Origin of the sequence: Achromobacter sp. HNDS-1 (genome assembly GCF_040084795.1) — a bacterium.
GTDB lineage: Bacteria > Pseudomonadota > Gammaproteobacteria > Burkholderiales > Burkholderiaceae_B > Achromobacter > Achromobacter ruhlandii.
In genome coordinates, this window is record NZ_CP157584.1 from 3,536,867 (window position 1) to 3,555,473 (window position 18,607).

Here is an 18,607-nt window from a genome sequence, read left to right on the forward strand (position 1 = left end):
GTATAGGCCCGCCCCTGCCCGCAATCCAGTACCGCATTCGGATGAACGCCGGGCTCCTTCCACGCGCTCCCTGTCAGGCGCGGCGGCGCAGGGTTTCCCCTTCCCCCTCCAAGCCGCGCGGCAGCGCGTCGATCAGGCTGCGCGTGTAGGGATGGCGCGGCGCGCGCCACAGCGTGGCGTTGGGGCCTTCCTCGACGATGCAGCCGGCGTGCATCACCAGCACCCGGTCGGCCAGGTAGTGCACCACCGACAGGTCGTGCGAGATGAACAGGTACGACAGGTTGAACTCGGCCTTCAGGTCGACCAGCAGGTTCAGGATCTGCGCTTGCACCGAGACGTCCAGCGCCGATACCGGTTCGTCGCAGATCACCAGCGACGGCCGCAGCACCAGGGCGCGGGCGATGCCGATGCGCTGGCGCTGGCCGCCCGAGAATTCGCTGGGGTAGCGCGCCAGGGCGCCGGAGGGCAGGCCGACCGCGTCCAGCATGTGGGCGATGCGGCGGCGCCGTTCCTGGCGGTCGGCGATGTGGTGGATGCGTAGCGCCGATTCCAGGATGTCGCCGACGGTGTGGCGCGGGTTGAGCGAGGCGTAGGGGTCCTGGAAGATCATCTGCACGTTCTGGCGGTAGGCCGCCAGGCCGCGCCGGTCCAGGCGCGCGGTGTCGTGCCCGCGCAGCAGGATCTGTCCGGCGGCGGGGGCCAGCAGTCGTACGAGGGTGCGCGACAGGGTCGATTTGCCGCAACCGGATTCGCCCACCAGGCCCAGCGTCTCGCCGGCGGCGATCTGGAACGACACGCCGTCCACGGCGCGCTTGGCGCCCTGGCGCGTGGCGTAGTCGACCCGCAGGTCGCGCACCTGCATCAAGGGCAGGGGATGGGGGTCGCCCACGGCGGCGTCGTTGGCGGCCGCCACGCGCGGCGGCGTCACCAGGCCGAAGACCGGCCGCCCCGAGGCCGGATCCAGCCGGGAGCGGATCTCCGGCAGGCGTCGCTGGCGGTAGTGGGTGGCGTCGTCCAGCCGCAGCGAAGCGCCCAGCAGACCCTGGGTATAGGGATGGCGCGGCCGCGCCAGCAGCGTGGCGGCGGCGCCTTCCTCGACCTTCTCGCCGTTCACCATGACCGCGACGCGGTCGGCCCAGTCGCCGACCACCGCCAGGTCATGGGTGATCAGCAGCAGGCCCATGCCCAGCGCCGAGCGCAGGTCGTCCAGCAGCCGCAATATCTGCGCCTGCACCGTCACGTCGAGCGCGGTGGTGGGCTCGTCGGCCACCAGCAGCGCGGGCTCGCAGGCGATGGCGGCGGCGATCATGGCGCGCTGGCGCTGGCCGCCCGACAGCAGGTGGGGGTAGTCGTCGACGCGCCGCTGCGGCTCGGGCACGCGCACCAGGTCCAGCAGTTCGATCGCGCGTTGCCGCGCGGCCCGGGCCGAGGCGCCGCGATGCAGCCGCAGGGCCTCGCCGATCTGCTGGCCCAGCGTCAGCACCGGGTTCAGGCTGGTCATGGGTTCCTGGAAGATCATGGCGATGCGGTCGCCGCGCAGGGCGCAGCGCTGGCGCTCGGGCAGCGCCAGCAGGTCGCGCCCCTCGAACAGGATGCGGCCGCTGGCGCGGGCGTGGCGCGGCAGCAGGCCCAGCAGCGCCAACGCGGTGGTGGACTTGCCGCAACCGGATTCGCCCACCAGCGCCAGGGTCTCGCCGGCGGCGATGCGCAGGTCCAGTCCGTTGACGGCCTGATGGCCGGGGAAGGCCACGTTCAGCCCTTGGATGTCGATCAGTGTGCTCATGGGGAGGCAGTCGGTAGCGGGGCGGCGGGCGCCACGGCGGCGCGCCGCCGCAGCTTGGGATTGAGCGCGTCGTTGATGGCGTCGCTCAGCAGGTTCAGGGCCAGCACGGCCGCCATGATGGTCAGGCCCGGCAGGGCGGTCATGTACCAGGCGGTGCGCAGCGCCTCGCGCCCGGCGCCCACCATGCTGCCCCAGCTGACTACGTTGGGGTCACCCAGGCCGAGGAACGACAGGCCGGCTTCGGACAGGATGGCGTTGGCCACCAGAACGGCGGTGGTCACGATGATGGGCGGCAGGGCGTTGGGCAGGATCTCGCGGAAGATGATGCGGGCGTGGCCGGCGCCCAGCGCCTGCGCGGCGCGCACGAATTCGCGTTGGCGCAGGGTGATGAACTCGCCGCGCGTCAGGCGCGCGATGCCGGTCCAGGAGGTCACGCCCAGCGCGAAGATGATGGTCGACAGCGACGGCCCCAGGATCGCCACCAGCACGATCGCCAGCAGGAACGAGGGCACCGTCTGGAACAGCTCGGTCAGGCGCATCAGCACCGCGTCCACGCGCGGCCCGGCGTAGCCGGCGATGGCGCCCACCAGCAGCCCCAGCGCCAGCGCGATGGCGGCGGAGGCGCCGCCCACCAGCAGCGAGACTCGGGCGCCGTGGAACAGGCCGGCCAGGATGTCGCGGCCCATCAGGTCGGTGCCGGCCGGAAATTCCGCGTCGGTGCCGGGCCAGGTGAAGGGCGCGCCCACCATTTCCAGCGGGTCGCCCGGATACAGCCAGCCGGCCGTGGCGGCGGCGGCCACCAGCAACAGCAGCACAGCCGCGCCGATGGCGGCGGAAGGCGCCCGCAACAGGCGCGCCAGGAACGTCAAGGCGTGCTTCATGCTTTCCTCACGCGCGGGTCGAGCAGGCCGTAACAGGCATCCACGACGATGTTCATCACCGCCACCAGCGCCGCGCTCATCAGCAGAATGCCCAGCAGCAGGTTGACGTCGCGGCTGGCGATGGCCTCGAACGACAGCTGGCCCAGGCCGGGCCAGGCGAATACGGTCTCGACCACGATGCTGCCGCCCAGCAGCGCGCTGCTCTGCAGGCCGAGCATGGTGACCACCGGCAGGATCGCGTTGCGCAGCGCGTGGCGCCAGATCACCCGGCCCTCCCCATTGCCGCGGGCGCGGGCGGTGCGGATGTAGTCTTCCTGCAGCGTCTCGATCATGGACGCGCGCGACAGCCGCGCGTAGATGGCGACGTAGTAGATCGCCACCGTGGCCACCGGCAGCACCAGGTGCCGCGCGTAGTCCAGCCACAGCGCGCCGCCGGTATGGGCGGCGCCGACGTCGCGGATGCCGCCGACCGGCAGCCAGTCCAGGTGCACGCCAAAGCCGACGATCAGCATCAACGCCGTCCAGAACATCGGCGCCGAATAACCCGCCGTGGCCAGGCCGGACAGCAGCGTGTCCAGCAGCCCGTGCGGCCGCCGCGCCGCCAGCACGCCCAGCAGCACGCCCAATGCCACCGACAAGGCCAGGCCGGTGCCGATCAGCGCCAGGGTGGCCGGCAGGCGGCCGAAGATCAGGTCGGCCACCGGTTCGCCATAGCGGAACGAATAGCCCAGGTCCAGCGAAGCCAGGCTCTTGAGGTAGTAGCCCAGTTGCGCCAGCAGGCCCCGGTCCAGGCCGTAGGCCTGGCGCAGCTCGGCCACGTGGGCGGGAGTGATGCCGCTGTTCTCGGCGGCGATCACGTCCACCAGGTCGCCCGGCACCAGCTTGAGCAGGAAGAAATTGGCGACGCCCGTGGCGGCCACCACGAACAGGATCTGCAGCAGGTAGCGGACGGGACGGGGCAGGCGCGCAAGCATATCGCCGGCCCCTCAGGCCTTGCCGAGCCAGACGTGGGCGAAGTTGTTGCGCGAGTGCGACGACGCGTCGGTCACGTTGCGCAACTGCTTGTCCCACACGCCGAACCAGCGGAACTCGAACAGGCCGATCAGCGGCAGGTCGCGCTGCGCCAGCCGTTGCAGCTCGTTGTAGTGTTCGATGCGCTTCTGTGGATCGGTCTCGACCTGGGCCGCCTCGATGACGCGGTCCATGTCGGGATTCTTGTAGCCGGACACGTTGTACCAGGGGGTGCCGCGCGCCTCCGCCTTGCTCCAGTAGCGCGTCTCCACGCCCAGTTGCGGGTCGATCAATACCGTGCCCCACGAACTGATGAGCTGGAAGTTGTAGTCGGTGAAGACGTTGCGCGTCCAGGTGGCCAGGTCCAGGCCGCGCAGCGTCACGTCGATGCCGATCTTGCGCAGCGCCTGCCGCACGAATTCGCCGGTGCGGCGATAGTCGTCGCCGAACGGGATGTAGTCGTGCGTCAGCGCGAAGCGCCAGCCGCCGGCGCCGCGCGGGTAGCCGGCCTCGTCCAGCAGTTTCTCGGCCAGCGCCGGGTCGTAGGGATACTGCTGCACGTTGGGGTTGTGATAAGGCTTGACCAGCGACGGCACCGGGCTGACGAAGGGCTCGGCATAGCCGTTCCACACGGTCTTGACCAGCGCCTGCTTGTTGACGGCGTGCGCGATGGCCTGGCGCACCTTGAGGTTCGACAGGATCGGGTCGCGCAGGTTGGTTTCCAGCCATAGCCAGGCCGCGAAGCCGTTGTAGCCGGCGGTGTCCACCGCCAGCTTGGGCAGTTTGGCGAGCCGGGTGGCGTCGGTGAAGGCGACCGGATTGCGCTCGCCATACGAGACCGCGCCGGTCTCCAGCGCCGTCGCGCGGCCGGAGACGTCGGGCACGATCTTCCAGACGATACGGTCCAGGAACGGGCGCTCCGGCTGCCAATAGCGCTCGTTGCGCTCAAGCACGATGTAGTTGCCGCGATTCCATTCCTTGAAGACGAACGGCCCGGTGCCCACCGGTTTGTTGTTGTAGGGATTGTTCTGGATGTCGGTGCCTTCAAACAGGTGGCGCGGCAGGATCGGCGCGCCCAGCGAGTCGATGGCATTGAGCGCCACCGGCGTGGGCTGCGACAGGTGCAGCACCACGGTGTGGTCGTCGGGCGTCTCGATCCGCTGCAGGTACTGGAACACGCGGCGCGCGCTGGGCGCGTGCTTGAGCCAGACCTCTTCGGCCGACCATTTCACGTCGGCGGCGGTGAACGGCTTGCCGTCGTGCCACAGCACGCCCTGCCGCAGCTTGAAGGTGAGGGTCTTGCCGTCTTCCGACACGCTCCAGCTTTCCGCCAGGACCGGCCGCGGCTTCAGGTCGGGGCCGTATTCCACCAGGCCGTCGAAGATCTTGCTCGCGACCGCGCCGGTAGGGGTGGAGGAGTTCAGGTAGAAAGCCAGCGTGGGCGGCTCGGGGTGCACCACCGCGTTCAGCACGCCGCCCTTGACCGCGCCGTCCAGCGTGTTCGGCAGGCTCTGCGTGTCGGCATGGGCGGGCGCCATGATCACATTGGGAAAGAGGGCGCCGACGCCCATCAGCGCGCCGGCGCCCATCAGCCAGCGACGCAAGGGGTTGACGGTATCCTGCGGCGCGTCGGTCTCGTGCGCCGGGGGCAAGGGCTGGGTCATGCGGATTCCTTCGGTCGTAAGGGGAGCGGCCGCGTCAGGCGGCCAGGCTGGTCAGGGAAGGCAGGTCGTCGGGCGCCACGCGCAGCAGGGTGGCGAGCAGTTCGCGCCGCCAGGCGTCGTACAGCGCCACGTGGTTGCGCGTGTCCAGGCCGGTGGCGCGCAGGTTCAGTTGCCAGGAGTCGCGCAGGTAGGGGCCGAGCAGGCGCTGCACGTCCTCGTCGGCCTGGACCAGGCCTTCGGTCCAGTCGTGGCGCTCGCTGTCGCCGGCGCCGGCCAGCTTGCGCAGCCACCATTGCGTGATGCGGATGCGGTGGGCTTCCTCATCGGGCAGGATGCGGTTTTCGCCGAACTCGCGGTGGCCGAAGTCCAGCACCTTCGCGGTGCGGCGGTTCACGAACAGCCGCGCCAGGATGTAGTGCTCGTAGTGGAACTGCCAGGCCAGGAAGTTCTGCCAGTTGCGCAAAGCGAAGCCGCCGACCAGGTCCCAGGCGTCGCGCACGCCCTGCTCGACCTCGGGCCTGGCATCGCGGCCCAGCAGCAGGGTGGCCCGCGCCAGCGAGAACTCCGCATGGGCCGCGTCATCGCCCAGCTGGCGCGCAAGCGCGAACTGGAACTCGGTGTCGTCGCGGAACAGGCCGGCGATGGCGTGCGCCGCGACCTGCGTGATGAACAGGTCGTGCACGGTGTTCCAGACGGCGTACTCGCCGGCCGCGCGCCGTTCCTCGGCGCTGGCCAGGTCGCGCGGCGGGTCGTCGCGCGCGGCGGGAATGTTGGGGGCCACCGCCAGGCGGATGTCGTCGAACAGGCGCGCTTCCAGGGCGCCGTCGTAGTCCAGGGCAATGGGTAGATCCAGTTCGGGCATGGGGCGGCGCGGGGCGTTCGAGGAAAAACTCGACTCTAAGCAAGCGCCGAAGCGCGCCGCAAACACTCTTTCGTGATTTGGATATGCCGGCTTGCGGATCGCTAATAGAGGCGCATGACGCGATCGCGGCGCATATACCGATTCCAAATATCCGCATGAGAAATCCGTCCTTCCGTGCGTCGCGGCGTGTCGATAGGCTGATCTTTTCCCCTCCGTGCGCAACCTCCCATGCCGCAAGCCGCGAGTTTTTCCCAGCCCATCGATGATGACGACGCGCCGCGCGTCGTGCCCGCCGCCCGCATTCGCGATGACGCCGAAGCCATCGACGCCGCGCGCATCCTTGCCGCCGATTTCGCCCAGGGCGCGGCGCACCGCGACCAGACCCGCAGCCTGCCGTGGCGCGAGATCGAGCGCTATTCGGCCAGCGGCCTGGGCGGCATCACGGTGCCGCGCGAGTACGGTGGCGCCCAGGTATCCCATGTGACCCTGGCGGACGTGTTCCGCATCCTCAGCGCGGCCGATCCGTCGCTGGGCCAGATTCCGCAGAACCATTTCGGTTCGCTCAACCTGCTGCGGCAGGTCGGCACGCCGGGGCAGAAGCGGCGCTACTACGAGGGCGTGCTGGCCGGCCGCAGGCTGGGCAACGCCGGGCCCGAGCGCCACACCCGCCATGCGCGTGACGTGCAGGCGCGGCTGGTGGCCGATGGCGACGGCTATCGCCTGTCCGGGCGCAAGTTCTATTCCACTGGCGCGCTGTATGCGCACTGGATTCCCACCAAGGCGCTGGACACCGAAGGCCGCCTGGTGACGGTGTTGCTGGAACGGGACGCCGCCGGCCTGACGGTGGTGGACGACTGGTCCAGCTTCGGCCAGCGCACCACCGCCAGCGGCACGGTGCTGCTGGACAACGTGCGGGTCGAGGCGGACAGCGTGCTGCCCGCCTGGCGAGTGCAGGAAGCGCCAGCCTTGCAGGGCCCGTTCGCGCAACTGATGCAGGCCGCCATCGACGCCGGCATCGCCGAAGCGGCCCTGAACGACACTGTCAAGTTCCTGCGCGAGCGCGCCCGGCCCTGGGCCGAGGCCGGCGTCGAACGCGCCACGCAGGATCCCTACGTGATCGGCGACGTCGGCCGGCTGTTCATTGACCTGCACGCGGCGCAGGCGGTGCTGGCCGAGGCCGCGGCGCACCTGGACGAGGCCACCCCGCGCGCGCTGGATGCCGACGACGTGGCCGCCGCGTCGATCGCGGTGGCGCGGGCCAAGGCGCTGACCACGGAAATCGCCCTGGCGGCCAGCGAGACGCTGTTCGAATTGTCCGGCGCCCGAGCCTCGCTGGCGGAGTTCAACCTGGACCGTCATTGGCGCAACGCCCGTACCCATACCTTGCACGATCCGGTGCGCTGGAAATACCACGCGGTCGGCAATTACCTGTTGAACGGGCGTCGCCCCAACCGCCATTCCTGGATCTGATGCCATGACCGACATCGCCATCTCGACCCTGGCGCCGCGGCGCGCCGCGATCATCGACAGCGACGCGCAAGCGATCGAGGTCGCGCGCGAACTGGCCGCGGACTTCGCCCGCGACGCCGCCGTGCGCGACCGCGAGCGGCGCCTGCCGCTGCCCGAACTGGAGCGCTATTCGCAGTCCGGCCTGTGGGGCATCACGGTGCCGCGCGAGCACGGCGGCGCCGGCGTGTCGCGAGTGACGCTGGCCGAGGTCACCGCGATCATCTCGGGCGCCGACGGCTCGCTCGGGCAGATCCCGCAGAACCATTACTACGCGCTGGAGGTGCTGCGGGTCAACGGCAATGCCGACCAGCAGCGCCGCTTTTACGCCCGCGCCCTGGCGGGCGAACGCTTTGGCAACGCGCTGGCCGAGATCGGCACGCGCACCGCCGCCGAGCGCCGCACAAGATTGTCGGCCGATGGCCGGGGCGGCTGGCGCATCAACGGCAGCAAGTTCTATTGCACCGGCGCGCTTTACGCGCAATGGATTCCCACCGCCACCGTGGGCGAGGACGGCCTGCAGCGGCTCGCCTTCGTGCGCCGCGACAGCCCCGGGGTGGAGGTGATCGACGACTGGTCGGGCTTCGGCCAACGCGTGACCGGCAGCGGCACGGTGCTATTCCAGGACGTGGCGGTGCCGGCGGAGGACGTGATGGTGCTGGTCGACCCTTCCGCGCCGCCCAACACCATCAAGCCGCTGGCGCAGATCATCCATGCGGCCATTGACCTGGGCATCGGCCAGGCTGCCCTGGCCGATGCGCTCGATTTCGTGCGGGAGCGTTCGCGGCCGTGGATCGACGCGGGCGTCGAGCGCGCCGCCGATGATCCCTTGACCATCAGCGAGTTCGGGCGCCTGTCGATCCGCCTGGACGCCGCCCGCGCGCTGGTGGCGCGCGCCGGCCGCATCCTCGACGTCGCTACCGCCGACCCGCAGCCGCATCTGGTGGCGGCCGCCGCCATCGCCGTGGCCGAGGCCCGGGCCCTGACCACGGAATCGGCCCTGGCCGCCGGCACCAAGCTGTTCGAGCTGGCGGGCACGCAAGCCACGCTCGATCAACTCAATCTTGACCGCCACTGGCGCAATGCCCGCACCCACACGCTGCACGATCCGGTGCGCTGGAAGCGCCACGCGGTCGGCAACTACTACCTGAACGACGCCGCGCCCGGCCGCGTCGGCACCACTTGATTCCCTCGGAACGGCACGCTATGGCGAAAAAACAGATCCTCCTGAACGCGTTCAACATGAACTGCGTCGGCCACATCAACCACGGCCTGTGGACCCACCCGCGCGATACCTCGACGCAGTACAAAACGCTGGACTACTGGACCGACCTGGCGCGCCTGCTGGAGCGCGGCCTGTTCGACGGCCTGTTCCTGGCCGATATCGTCGGCGTCTACGACGTGTACCAGGACTCGGCCGACCTGACGCTGCGCGAGTCGATCCAGCTGCCGGTCAACGACCCGCTGCTGACCGTCTCCGCCATGGCCGCCGCGACCCGCCACCTGGGCTTCGGCGTGACGGTGAACCTGACCTACGAGGCGCCGTACCTGCTGGCGCGCCGCTTTTCGACGCTGGACCACCTGACCGATGGCCGCATCGGCTGGAACATCGTCACCGGCTACCTGGAAAGTGCGGCGCGCGCCATGGGCCTGTCCGAACAGATCGCGCACGACGAGCGCTACGACCGCGCCGACGAGTTCCTGGAAGTGGCCTACAAGCTGTGGGAAGGCAGCTGGGACGACGACGCGGTGCGCGCCGACAGGCGCGCGCGTGTCTACGCGGACCCGGCCGCCGTGCGGCGCATCGATCACGAAGGCAAGTACTACAAGGTCCAGGGCTACCATCTTTCGGAGCCGTCGCGCCAGCGCACGCCGGTGCTGTACCAGGCCGGTTCCTCGGGCCGCGGCCAGGCCTTCGCGGCCCGCCACGCCGAATGCGTGTTCGTGTCGAGCCAGACCAAGGAAGGCCTGCGCAAGCTGGTGGCGGGCGTGCGCGAGTCGGTGGCGCGCGAGGGCCGGGATCCGCGCGACATCAAGTTCTTCATGGGCGTGACGGCGGTGGTGGGCCGCACCGAGGCCGAGGCGCGCGAGAAGCACGCGGAGTACCTGCGCTATGCCAATCCGGAAGCCGGCCTGGCCCACTACGCCAGCTCCACCGGCATCGACTTTTCACGCTATGCGGCGGACGAGCCGATCCGTTATGTGAAGAACAACGCGATCGAGTCGGCGGTAAAGAACCTGACGGTGGCGCGCACGGACCGCACTGTGCGCGATCTGTTGGCCGACATGGCGCTGGGCGGACGCTATCCGGCGCTGGTGGGCAGCGCGTCGCAGGTGGCCGATGAGCTGGCGTCGTGGGTCGAAGAGACGGACATCGATGGCTTCAACCTGGCGCGGACGGTGACGCCGGAGTGCTATGCGGATTTCGTCGATCTGGTGGTGCCGGAGTTGCAGGAGCGCGGGGTTTACAAGACGGCTTATGCGGAGGGGACGTTGCGGGAGAAGTTGTTTGGGGCGGGGCGGGCGTTGCTGGCGGGGGGGCATGCTGCTGGGGAGTATCGGCGGGTGGTGGCTTAGGTTTTTGGGGGCTGGGGGCGGAGCTTCGTAGGTCGCCCCTCGGTCGGGCGGACCCGATGGCGGGCGCCCGCGATTGCGGTCCGGAGCGTTCGCTCCGGACTTCCCCTTCGTCATCCTCGTTGCCGCCTGCCGGCGACTCCTTCGGATTCCCTCGGGCGCATCGAGGTTGCCCGCCATCGGGTCCGCCCGCCCGAGGGGCTACGAGCGTCTGGGCTTGTCGCGCTGCTAGAGCCGGGTGCGGGGAAGGGAATTTGCGGGGTTGCCCATCGCGGCCGCGCGGGCGGCCACGATGGGCGTCTGTGCATCTGAAATTTAAGCGGGTGCGCTGCGCGCGGGTGGCGAGCGGTTTTCTAGGGGATCCGCTCCGAAGGAGAGGGGGGTAATGGCGGCGCGGTGGGGGCTGGCTTGCGCGTGACGAGCGCGTGCGCCGCCGACAACAGTCGTGGTGCTGGCAGCCGCGCAATAGCACCGGATAGCGCCCTTTTCGTGGTGCCGGCAGCCGCGCAATCGCGTCGGATGGGCCCTTTCCACCCGCGAGGGGAGTGTCAGTATTTTTGCGGTTAAGGCATTAAAAACCTGACCGCCGTCTAGATCAGGCCTGTTGATGCTATCGCAGCGAGAGGGGTCAGTGCGGCGCCCTACAGGGAGCGTCATCATCCCGACGCAAGACACCACGTAAGCCGCAAAAGGCCGCCCGCGCGGCCGGCTTGCGGCGGGCCCCGCAAGACCTTTCCCTCCCCCCCGCTGTGCGCCAGAACGCCAAGCACACCGCCCGCCCCTGAGACCGTCATTACGTCTCATCGCGAGCGCGTGGCGGGGTCGGTGGGGGATGGCGGGGCGTGTAGATGCGCCCGAGGGAAACCGTAGGGAGCCGAAGGCGTACGAGGTTGACAACGGGGAAGTCCGGAGCGAACGCTCCGGACCGCAATCGTAGCCCCGCCATCCCCCACCGACCCCGACACGCGCGCCTTAAGAACCCAACTTCACCGCCCAACACATCAATCCAAACTCCCCGAAATAACCTCATATTTCCAAAACCCCAAAACCGGAAAAAAAACCAACCCTCACCACATATCCTCATACCCACTAAGTATTTTTCCCAAGGATTTCGCAATGACAGAATCCAGTCATCCCATTCGAATTCAGCCGGAAAGACACGATGTCCCTCACCCGCCACCTGCTCACCGCGACCACCCTCGCCCTGACCCTGATCGGCACCGCTCACGCCGACACGCAGGAAAAAAAGACCATCACCGTCGGCATCTCCGTCGGCACCACCGAAAAGATCTTCGACGTCGTCAAGCAGGTTGCCGCCCGTGAAGGCCTGGAGATCAAGCTGGTCAAGTTCAACGACTACCAACTTCCGAACGCCGCCCTCAACGCCGGCGACCTCGACGCCAACGCCTTCCAGCACAAGCCGTTCCTCGACAACCAGATCAAGGCGCGCGGCTTCGACATCGTGCCCGTCGGCCTGACCGTCACCGCGCCGCTGGGCTTCTACTCGCGCAAGATCAAGTCGCTCAACGACCTGCCCGAAGGCGCGTCGGTGGGCATCCAGAACGATCCCTCCAACGGCAACCGCGCCCTGCGCCTGCTGGCCGCCTACAAGCTCATCACCCTCAAGCCGGAGGCCGAGCAGAAGAACAACGCCACCCCGCTGGACGTGGTGTCCAACCCGCGCAAGCTCAAGCTGGTGGCGCTGGACGCGGCGCAGCTGCCGCGCTCGCTCGACGATCTGACGGCGGCGTCGATCAACAACGACTACGCCACCCAGGCCGGCCTGGTGCCGGCGCGCGACGCCATCGGTCGCGAGGCTGCCGACGGCCCTTATGCCAACGTGATCGCGGTGCGCACCAAGGACCGCGACCAGCCCTGGGTCAAGAAGCTGGTGGCCGCCTACCAGTCGCCCGAAGTCCGCACCTTCATCGAAACCGAATTCAAGGGCTCGCTGATTCCCGCCTTCTGAGCCGGCCTGCGCCGCGCACGATTCTCCAACGCAACACCGGCATCCAACATGAGCATTCTTACCCTGGCGGGCAGTCCGTCGCAGCGTTCCCGTTCCTCCGCACTGCTGCGCCATGCCGCGCAATTGCTGCGCGCGCGCGGGTTGGGCATCAGCGAGCTGGGCCTGCGCGACGTGCCCGCCGAAGACCTGGTCGAAGGCCATTACGCCGGGCCGGCGGCCCATGCGCTGCGGGCCCGCGTGGCGGCGGCCGACGCCGTGCTGATCTCGACGCCGGTCTACAAGGCCTCGTTTTCCGGCGGCCTGAAGGCCGTGCTGGATCTGTTGGACGAGAAGGCGCTGGCCGGCAAGGTGGTGCTGCCGATCGCCACCGGCGGCAGTCCGGCGCATTTGCTGGCGCTGGAATACGGGCTCAAGCCGGTGCTGTCGGCGTTGGGCGCGCGCCACATCCTGGCCGGGGTCTACGCCACCGACAAGCAGGTGCGCGTCGATGACGATGGCGTCAGCCATATCGATGACGACGTGCGCACGCGGCTGGAGGATTCGGTGGAGCGCCTGGCCGAGCAACTGCGCCCGCGCGGCGTGGTCGTCAATGAAGCCTTCGATCTCGGCCGGCTCGCGCTCGCGGGCGGCTTCAGCGTCTGAACCAAAAAGGGGTTTCCATGCGCAGCATGATCTGGATGTCGCGTCTTTCCGTCTTCCGCTGGCTGGCGGTGCTGCTGTGCGCGGCGTTGCTGTGGCCCGCCGCGCAGGCGCAGGACGCCAAGACGTTGCGCATCGGCTTCCAGAAGTACGGCACGCTGACCATCGTGCGCGCCCTGGGCGACCTGGACAAGCGACTGGCGGCGCAGGGCATCACGGTGAAGTGGACCGAGTTTCCCGCCGGCCCGCAGCTGCTGGAAGGACTGAACGTCGGCTCGATCGACTTCGGCACGGTGGGCGAGGCGCCGCCGGTATTCGCGCAGGCCGCCGGCGCGGCGCTGGTGTACGTCGGCAACGAACCGCCGTCGCCCACCAGCGAGGCGATCCTGGTGCCCAAGGATTCGCCGATCAAGAGCGTCGCCGACCTGAAGGGCAAGAAAGTCGCGCTGAACAAGGGCTCCAACGTGCACTACCTGCTGGTCAAGCAGCTCGAGCGCGCCGGCGTGCCCTATGCCGACGTGAACGTGGCCTACCTGACGCCGGCCGACGCCCGCGCGGCGTTCGAGCGCGGATCGGTCGACGCCTGGGTGATCTGGGATCCGTTCCAGGCCGCGGCCGAGAAGCAATTGGGCGCGCGCGTGCTGGCCGATGGCACCGGCGTGGTCAAGAACTATCAGTTCTTCCTGGCCGCGCGACCGTACCAGCAAGCGCATCCCGAAGTGATCCAGACCGTGCTGGAGGAAATCCGCAAGGGCGACCTGTGGGCGCGCGATCATCGCGCGGAGGCCGTGGCGCTGCTGCAGCCGGTGCTAGGACTGGACAAGGCGGTGGTCGAACTGGCCGCCGAGCGGCTGGCCTACGGCGTGCAGCCGATCACGCGGGAAGTGCTGCTGGAACAGCAGCAGGTGGCCAATGCGTTCCACGCGCTCAAGCTGATTCCCAAACCCCTCAACGTGTTCGACGCCGCGCCGTCGGGCCTGAAATAGACAAGGGCAGGTATTCCATGGACGTCTTCTGGTTCATTCCCACCCACGGCGATTCGCGCTATCTCGGCACCAGCCGCGGCGCGCGCGCGGCCGGCTACGACTACTTCCGCCAGGTGGCGGTGGCCGCCGACACGCTGGGCTACGACGGCGTGCTGCTGCCCACCGGCCGCTCCTGCGAGGATGCGTGGGTGGTGGCGTCGAGCCTGATCGGCGCCACGCGCCGCTTGAAATTCCTGGTGGCGATCCGTCCCGGCGTCAGCTCGCCGCAGTTCTCGGCGCGCATGGCCGCCACTTTCGACCGCCTGTCCGAAGGGCGGCTGCTGGTCAATGTGGTGACCGGCGGCGACCCCGGCGAGCTGGAGGGCGACGGCGTCTTCGTCAGCCACGACGAGCGCTACGCCATCACCGCCGACTACCTGCGCATCTGGCGCGGCATCCTGGAGAACAGCCACGAGGCCGAGGGCTACAGCTTCGAGGGCGAACAACTGGTGTCCAAGGGCGGCAAGGTGATCTACCCCCCGGTGCAGAAGCCGTATCCGCCGCTGTATTTCGGCGGCTCATCGGAGGCCGCGCACGAACTGGCCGCCGAGCAGCTCGACGTGTACCTGACCTGGGGCGAGCCGCCCGAGGCCGTGGCGAAAAAGATCGCCGACATCAAGGCGCGCGCCGCGCGGCATGGGCGCACGGTTCGCTTCGGCATCCGCCTGCATGTCATCGTGCGCGAGACCGAGGCGGCCGCCTGGGCCGCCGCCGACGCCCTCATCAGCCACCTGAGCGAGGACGCCGTGCGCGCCGCGCAGACGGCATTCTCGAAAATGGATTCCGAAGGCCAGCGCCGCATGGCGGCGCTGCACGGCGGCAAGCTCAACGACGAGCATGGCGGCCGCAAGCACCTGGAGATCTCGCCCAACCTGTGGGCCGGCGTCGGCCTGGTGCGCGGCGGCGCGGGCACCGCCCTGGTGGGCGATCCCAAGACCGTGGCCGCGCGCATCCAGGAATACGCCGACCTGGGCATCGAGACCTTCATCTTCTCCGGCTATCCACACCTGGAAGAGTCGTACCGCTTTGCCGAGCTGGTGTTCCCGCTGCTGCCCGGCAAGGGCGGCAAGCAGGTCGGCAACACGGTGCTCACCGGGCCGTTCGGCGAAGTCATGGCCACCGAACTGGTGCCCAAGGAAGCGGCCAGCTGATGGCAGCCGCCCGCAAGCCCGGCGGCTGGCGCGCGGCGCTGGCGCCCTGGCTGGTCCCCGCCCTGATCCTGGGCCTGTGGCAGCTGTCCGCGCAGGCCGGCTGGCTGTCGTCGCGCATCCTGCCGGCCCCGTCGTCGGTGGCGGCCGCGGCCTGGTCGCTGGCGGCGTCGGGCGAGCTCTGGCAGCACGTGCGGGTGAGCGCGCTGCGGGCGCTGTGGGGCCTGCTGCTGGGCGGCGGGCTGGGCCTGGCGCTGGGCCTGTTGAACGGTTCCTCGCGCACCGCCGAGACCTTGCTGGACACCACCTTGCAGATGATCCGCAACATTCCGGTGCTGGCGCTGATTCCGCTGATCATCCTGTGGTTCGGCATCGAAGAGACCGCCAAGCTGGCGCTGCTGTCGCTGGGCGTGTTCTTCCCGGTCTACCTGAATACCTTCCACGGCATCCGTTCGGTCGATCCGGCGCTGATCGAAATGGGGCGCTCCTACGGCCTGACGGGCTGGCGCCTGTATCGCGACGTGATCCTGCCGGGCGCGTTGCCGTCGATCCTGGTCGGCCTGCGCTTCGCGCTGGGGCTGGTGTGGGTGATCCTGATCGTGACCGAGACCATCTCGGCGCAATCGGGCATCGGCTACATGACGATGAACGCGCGCGAATTCCTGCAGACCGACGTGGTGCTGCTGGGCATCCTGCTCTACGCGTTGCTGGGCAAGGTGGCCGACACCCTGGCGGGGCTGCTGGAGCGCCGCCTGCTGCGCTGGAACCCGGCCTACCGGCCGGCCTGACCCGCCTTTTCCACCACGAGATTCCATGGCCAAGATCCAGACCGACCCCGATACCGCACGCGCGCCTGCCGCCGGCGCCGCGCCGGCGCGCGCGGCCGACGACATCCCGCGCGCCGTCCAGGCCCTGGCCGATCAACTGGCCGTCACCGCCGTCGAGCGCGACCGCCAGGGCGGCCACGCCGCCGCCGAGCGCGAACAGATCCGCGCCAGCGGCCTGCTGCGCCTGTCGGTGCCGACCCCATACGGCGGTGCCGGCGCCAGCTGGTCGACCGTGCTGGCGGCGGTGCGCACGCTGGCCGAGGCCGACAGCGCGCTGGCGCACGTGTTTGGCTTTCACCATCTGCAAGTGGCAGGCGTGCTGCTCTATGGCACGCCTGAACAGCACGCGTATTTCCTGAAACCCACGGTCGAACGCAATCTGTTCTGGGGCAACGCGCTCAATCCGCTGGACCGGCGGGTGGTGGCGCGGCCCGAGCTGGACGGCTACCGCATCGACGGCGTCAAGAACTTCAGCTCCGGCTCCGTCGGCTCCGACCTGCTGACATTCTCCGCCTGGCACAAGGCCTCGGATACGGCGTTGATCGCCGCGCTGCCGACCCGCGCCGAGGGCATCACCGTCAATCCCGATTGGGACGCCTTCGGCCAGCGGCAGACCGACAGCGGCACCGTGCGCTTCGACCACGTGCGCCTGGAGCCTGTGCAGGTGCTGCAGGCGCCTGGCGTCGCGCCCACGCCGCGCGCCACGCTGCGCTCGCAGGTGGCCCAACTGATCATGACCAACCTGTACCTGGGCATCGCCCGCGGCGCCTTCCGCGAAGCGCGCCGCTATGTGCGCGACGACGCCCGGCCCTGGTTCGCGTCGGGCGTGCAGCGCCATGCCGACGACCCCTACGTGCAGGAGCGCTTCGGCGAATTCTGGCTGCGGGTGCAGGCGGCGCAGGCGCTGGCCGACGTGGCCGGCCTCAGGCTCGACGCCGCGCTGGCGCGCGGGCCGTCGCTGACGGCGGACGAGCGCGGCGAGGTGGCGGTGGCCGGCGCCCAGGCCAAGGTGCTGGCGCATCGCGCCGCGCTGGAGGTGGGCAACGGCCTGTTCGACGTCACCGGCGCCTCGTCCACCGCGGCGCGCTATGGCTACGACCGCTACTGGCGCAACGCGCGCGTGCACACCCTGCACGACCCCGTGGCCTACAAGATCCGCGACCTGGGCCGCTACGCGCTGCTGGACCAGATCCCCGAACCCACCGCGTATTCCTGATGCGCATGACTCTCACCCTGATTCGCCGATGACCGATCTTTCCTCCCTACCCGAACCGGCCTCGCTGCCGCAGCCGCTGATCCGGCTGGACGCGGTGAGCAAGTCGTTCGCCACCCGCGCCGGCCGCTTCGACGCGGTGCGCGACGTGTCGCTGTCGATCCGCGCCGGCGACACCTTCGGCATCATCGGCAAGAGCGGCGCCGGCAAGTCGACGCTGCTGCGCCTGATCAACCTGCTCGAACGTCCCGACCAAGGCACGGTGCGGGTCGGCGGCACCGAGTTGACCGCGCTTGGCAAGCCGGCGCTGCGCGCCGCGCGCCAGAACATCGGCATGATCTTCCAGCAGTTCAACCTGCTGCAGAACGAGACCGTGTTCGAGAACGTGGCCTTCCCGTTGCGGGTGCATGGCGGCCGCGGCCGCGAACAGATCGCGGCGCGGGTGCGCGAGTGCCTGGAAATTGTCGACCTGACGGACAAGACCGCCAGCTATCCCGCGCAGCTGTCCGGCGGCCAGAAGCAGCGCGTGGCGATTGCGCGCGCGCTGGCCAGCGAGCCGGCGGTGCTGTTGTGCGACGAGCCGACCTCGGCGCTCGACCCCGAGACCACGCGCTCGGTGCTGAGCGTGCTGCGCGACATCAACAAACGCCTGGGCGTGACCATCGTCATCGTCACGCACGAATTGGCGGTGGTCCGGGCGCTGTGCCGCCACGTCGCCGTGATGGAGAACGGCCAGGTGCTGGAGCAGGCCGAGATCTCCGGCGCCGGCGTGCACCTGACCTCGGCGCTCGGCCGCGAGCTGATCCGCGAAGCCTCCCATCCCTATGAAGAGGTCGCCTGATGCTGGACACCTTTGTGCAATTGCTGCCCGAACTGGGCGTGGCGGTCGGCCAGACCTTCCTGATGCTGGGCATCGCGCTGGCCGCGTCGATCCTGCTGGGCGGACCGCTCGGCGTGCTGGTGTTCCTGACCGGCCCGGGCCAGTCGCTGGACCGCCCGCTGGCGCACCGGCTGCTGAGCTGGACGGTCAATACCGTGCGCTCATTCCCCTTCATCATCCTGCTGGTGGCGCTGGTGCCGTTCACCCGCGTCATTGCCGGCACCTCTATCGGCCCGGTGGCGGCGGCGGTGCCGCTGTCGTTCGCGGCGATTCCGTACTTCGCCCGGCTGGTCGAGCAATGCCTGCGCGAAGTGCCGCGCGGCGTCATCGAGGCCGCGCACGCCGCCGGCGCATCCGAACTGCAGATCGTGCGCCGGGTGCTGCTGGTGGAAGCGCGGTCCGGGCTGGTGCTGGCCCTGACCGTGCTGGCGGTGAGCTTCCTGTCGTATTCCGCGGTGGCCGGCGTGGTGGGCGGCGGCGGCATCGGCGACCTGGCCATCCGCTATGGCTATTACCGCTTCCAGACCGACGTGATGGTGCTGACCGTGGCGCTGCTCGTGGTGCTGGTGCAGATCATCCAGTTCGCCGGCAATACCGTCGCGCGACGCATCGACAAACGTTGATC

Annotated in this window: 16 protein-coding genes; 11 read left to right on the plus strand and 5 right to left on the minus strand. The window is 69.3% G+C overall.

The genetic code is table 11. From position 1 onward, the window contains the following. Nucleotides 1-73: 73 nt before the first annotated feature. From ABFG95_RS16405 to ABFG95_RS16425, 5 genes are read right to left on the minus strand one after another with little or no spacing between them, the layout of a single operon-like run. Complete coding sequence (locus ABFG95_RS16405) at nucleotides 74-1,783, minus strand: ABC transporter ATP-binding protein (protein ID WP_348994786.1); 1,710 nt, start codon at nucleotides 1,781-1,783, stop codon at nucleotides 74-76. After that, on the minus strand, nucleotides 1,780-2,664 hold the full coding sequence (locus tag ABFG95_RS16410; RefSeq protein WP_059269018.1) for an ABC transporter permease: 885 nt from the start codon (nucleotides 2,662-2,664) through the stop codon (nucleotides 1,780-1,782). The genes ABFG95_RS16405 and ABFG95_RS16410 overlap by 4 nt, the downstream gene beginning before the upstream one ends. Beyond that, nucleotides 2,661-3,638: an ABC transporter permease gene (locus tag ABFG95_RS16415; RefSeq protein ID WP_054482314.1), complete on the minus strand. Its 978-nt coding sequence runs from the start codon at nucleotides 3,636-3,638 to the stop codon at nucleotides 2,661-2,663. Before ABFG95_RS16415 ends, ABFG95_RS16410 begins: the two co-directional genes overlap by 4 nt. Before the next feature lie 12 nt (nucleotides 3,639-3,650). Beyond that, a complete protein-coding gene (locus ABFG95_RS16420; protein ID WP_054515557.1) occupies nucleotides 3,651-5,339 on the minus strand; it encodes an ABC transporter substrate-binding protein in 1,689 nt (562 codons plus the stop codon). Nucleotides 5,340-5,373: 34 nt separating this feature from the next. Beyond that, nucleotides 5,374-6,201, minus strand: a complete 828-nt coding sequence (locus ABFG95_RS16425; protein ID WP_348994787.1) for a hypothetical protein — start codon at nucleotides 6,199-6,201, stop codon at nucleotides 5,374-5,376. A gap of 228 nt (nucleotides 6,202-6,429) precedes the next feature. Between ABFG95_RS16425 and ABFG95_RS16430 the strand changes: the two genes are divergently transcribed. The 11 genes from ABFG95_RS16430 (at nucleotide 6,430) to ABFG95_RS16480 (ending at nucleotide 18,605) form a co-directional block, all read left to right on the plus strand. Next, nucleotides 6,430-7,671: an SfnB family sulfur acquisition oxidoreductase gene (locus ABFG95_RS16430; RefSeq protein WP_059269022.1), complete on the plus strand. Its 1,242-nt coding sequence runs from the start codon at nucleotides 6,430-6,432 to the stop codon at nucleotides 7,669-7,671. 4 nt (nucleotides 7,672-7,675) lie between these two features. After that, nucleotides 7,676-8,893, plus strand: a complete 1,218-nt coding sequence (locus ABFG95_RS16435) for an SfnB family sulfur acquisition oxidoreductase (RefSeq protein ID WP_336729933.1) — start codon at nucleotides 7,676-7,678, stop codon at nucleotides 8,891-8,893. A 20-nt stretch (nucleotides 8,894-8,913) separates the two neighbouring features. Then, nucleotides 8,914-10,284 carry an LLM class flavin-dependent oxidoreductase gene (locus ABFG95_RS16440; RefSeq protein ID WP_020925504.1) on the plus strand — a complete coding sequence of 457 codons (1,371 nt, stop codon included), beginning with the start codon at nucleotides 8,914-8,916 and terminating at the stop codon, nucleotides 10,282-10,284. Nucleotides 10,285-11,443: 1,159 nt separating this feature from the next. Next, nucleotides 11,444-12,250, plus strand: coding sequence for a MetQ/NlpA family lipoprotein (locus tag ABFG95_RS16445; protein ID WP_175145150.1), 807 nt, complete (start codon nucleotides 11,444-11,446; stop codon nucleotides 12,248-12,250). A gap of 48 nt (nucleotides 12,251-12,298) precedes the next feature. Then, nucleotides 12,299-12,892 carry an NADPH-dependent FMN reductase gene (gene ssuE, locus ABFG95_RS16450; RefSeq protein ID WP_054419216.1) on the plus strand — a complete coding sequence of 198 codons (594 nt, stop codon included), beginning with the start codon at nucleotides 12,299-12,301 and terminating at the stop codon, nucleotides 12,890-12,892. Nucleotides 12,893-12,909: 17 nt separating this feature from the next. Continuing rightward, entirely contained in the window at nucleotides 12,910-13,875 is a 966-nt protein-coding gene (locus tag ABFG95_RS16455; RefSeq protein WP_348994788.1) for a sulfonate ABC transporter substrate-binding protein, read from the plus strand. A gap of 17 nt (nucleotides 13,876-13,892) precedes the next feature. Next, entirely contained in the window at nucleotides 13,893-15,065 is a 1,173-nt protein-coding gene (gene ssuD, locus ABFG95_RS16460; RefSeq protein ID WP_054419213.1) for an FMNH2-dependent alkanesulfonate monooxygenase, read from the plus strand. After that, nucleotides 15,065-15,850: an aliphatic sulfonate ABC transporter permease SsuC gene (ssuC, locus tag ABFG95_RS16465; RefSeq protein WP_348994789.1), complete on the plus strand. Its 786-nt coding sequence runs from the start codon at nucleotides 15,065-15,067 to the stop codon at nucleotides 15,848-15,850. Before ssuD ends, ssuC begins: the two co-directional genes overlap by 1 nt. Nucleotides 15,851-15,875: 25 nt before the next feature. Continuing rightward, the gene (locus tag ABFG95_RS16470) at nucleotides 15,876-17,105 is read left to right on the plus strand and encodes an acyl-CoA dehydrogenase family protein (RefSeq protein WP_238910194.1); all 1,230 of its coding nucleotides are present in this window, start codon (nucleotides 15,876-15,878) and stop codon (nucleotides 17,103-17,105) included. A gap of 28 nt (nucleotides 17,106-17,133) precedes the next feature. Further along, nucleotides 17,134-17,943, plus strand: coding sequence for a methionine ABC transporter ATP-binding protein (locus tag ABFG95_RS16475; protein WP_348994790.1), 810 nt, complete (start codon nucleotides 17,134-17,136; stop codon nucleotides 17,941-17,943). Next, the gene (locus ABFG95_RS16480) at nucleotides 17,943-18,605 is read left to right on the plus strand and encodes a methionine ABC transporter permease (RefSeq protein WP_006387310.1); all 663 of its coding nucleotides are present in this window, start codon (nucleotides 17,943-17,945) and stop codon (nucleotides 18,603-18,605) included. Before ABFG95_RS16475 ends, ABFG95_RS16480 begins: the two co-directional genes overlap by 1 nt. Nucleotides 18,606-18,607 lie beyond the last annotated feature (2 nt).

Coding starts and splice junctions, on each gene's coding strand:
- ABFG95_RS16405 (WP_348994786.1), bottom strand. CDS start 1,783: ATGAGCACACTGATCGACATCCAAGGGCTGAACGTGGCCTTCCCCGGC.
- ABFG95_RS16440 (WP_020925504.1), top strand. CDS start 8,914: ATGGCGAAAAAACAGATCCTCCTGAACGCGTTCAACATGAACTGCGTC.
- ssuC (WP_348994789.1), top strand. CDS start 15,065: ATGGCAGCCGCCCGCAAGCCCGGCGGCTGGCGCGCGGCGCTGGCGCCC.
- ABFG95_RS16415 (WP_054482314.1), bottom strand. CDS start 3,638: ATGCTTGCGCGCCTGCCCCGTCCCGTCCGCTACCTGCTGCAGATCCTG.
- ABFG95_RS16470 (WP_238910194.1), top strand. CDS start 15,876: ATGGCCAAGATCCAGACCGACCCCGATACCGCACGCGCGCCTGCCGCC.
- ABFG95_RS16445 (WP_175145150.1), top strand. CDS start 11,444: ATGTCCCTCACCCGCCACCTGCTCACCGCGACCACCCTCGCCCTGACC.
- ABFG95_RS16455 (WP_348994788.1), top strand. CDS start 12,910: ATGCGCAGCATGATCTGGATGTCGCGTCTTTCCGTCTTCCGCTGGCTG.
- ssuD (WP_054419213.1), top strand. CDS start 13,893: ATGGACGTCTTCTGGTTCATTCCCACCCACGGCGATTCGCGCTATCTC.
- ABFG95_RS16425 (WP_348994787.1), bottom strand. CDS start 6,201: ATGCCCGAACTGGATCTACCCATTGCCCTGGACTACGACGGCGCCCTG.
- ABFG95_RS16435 (WP_336729933.1), top strand. CDS start 7,676: ATGACCGACATCGCCATCTCGACCCTGGCGCCGCGGCGCGCCGCGATC.
- ABFG95_RS16480 (WP_006387310.1), top strand. CDS start 17,943: ATGCTGGACACCTTTGTGCAATTGCTGCCCGAACTGGGCGTGGCGGTC.
- ABFG95_RS16420 (WP_054515557.1), bottom strand. CDS start 5,339: ATGACCCAGCCCTTGCCCCCGGCGCACGAGACCGACGCGCCGCAGGAT.
- ABFG95_RS16430 (WP_059269022.1), top strand. CDS start 6,430: ATGCCGCAAGCCGCGAGTTTTTCCCAGCCCATCGATGATGACGACGCG.
- ssuE (WP_054419216.1), top strand. CDS start 12,299: ATGAGCATTCTTACCCTGGCGGGCAGTCCGTCGCAGCGTTCCCGTTCC.
- ABFG95_RS16410 (WP_059269018.1), bottom strand. CDS start 2,664: ATGAAGCACGCCTTGACGTTCCTGGCGCGCCTGTTGCGGGCGCCTTCC.
- ABFG95_RS16475 (WP_348994790.1), top strand. CDS start 17,134: ATGACCGATCTTTCCTCCCTACCCGAACCGGCCTCGCTGCCGCAGCCG.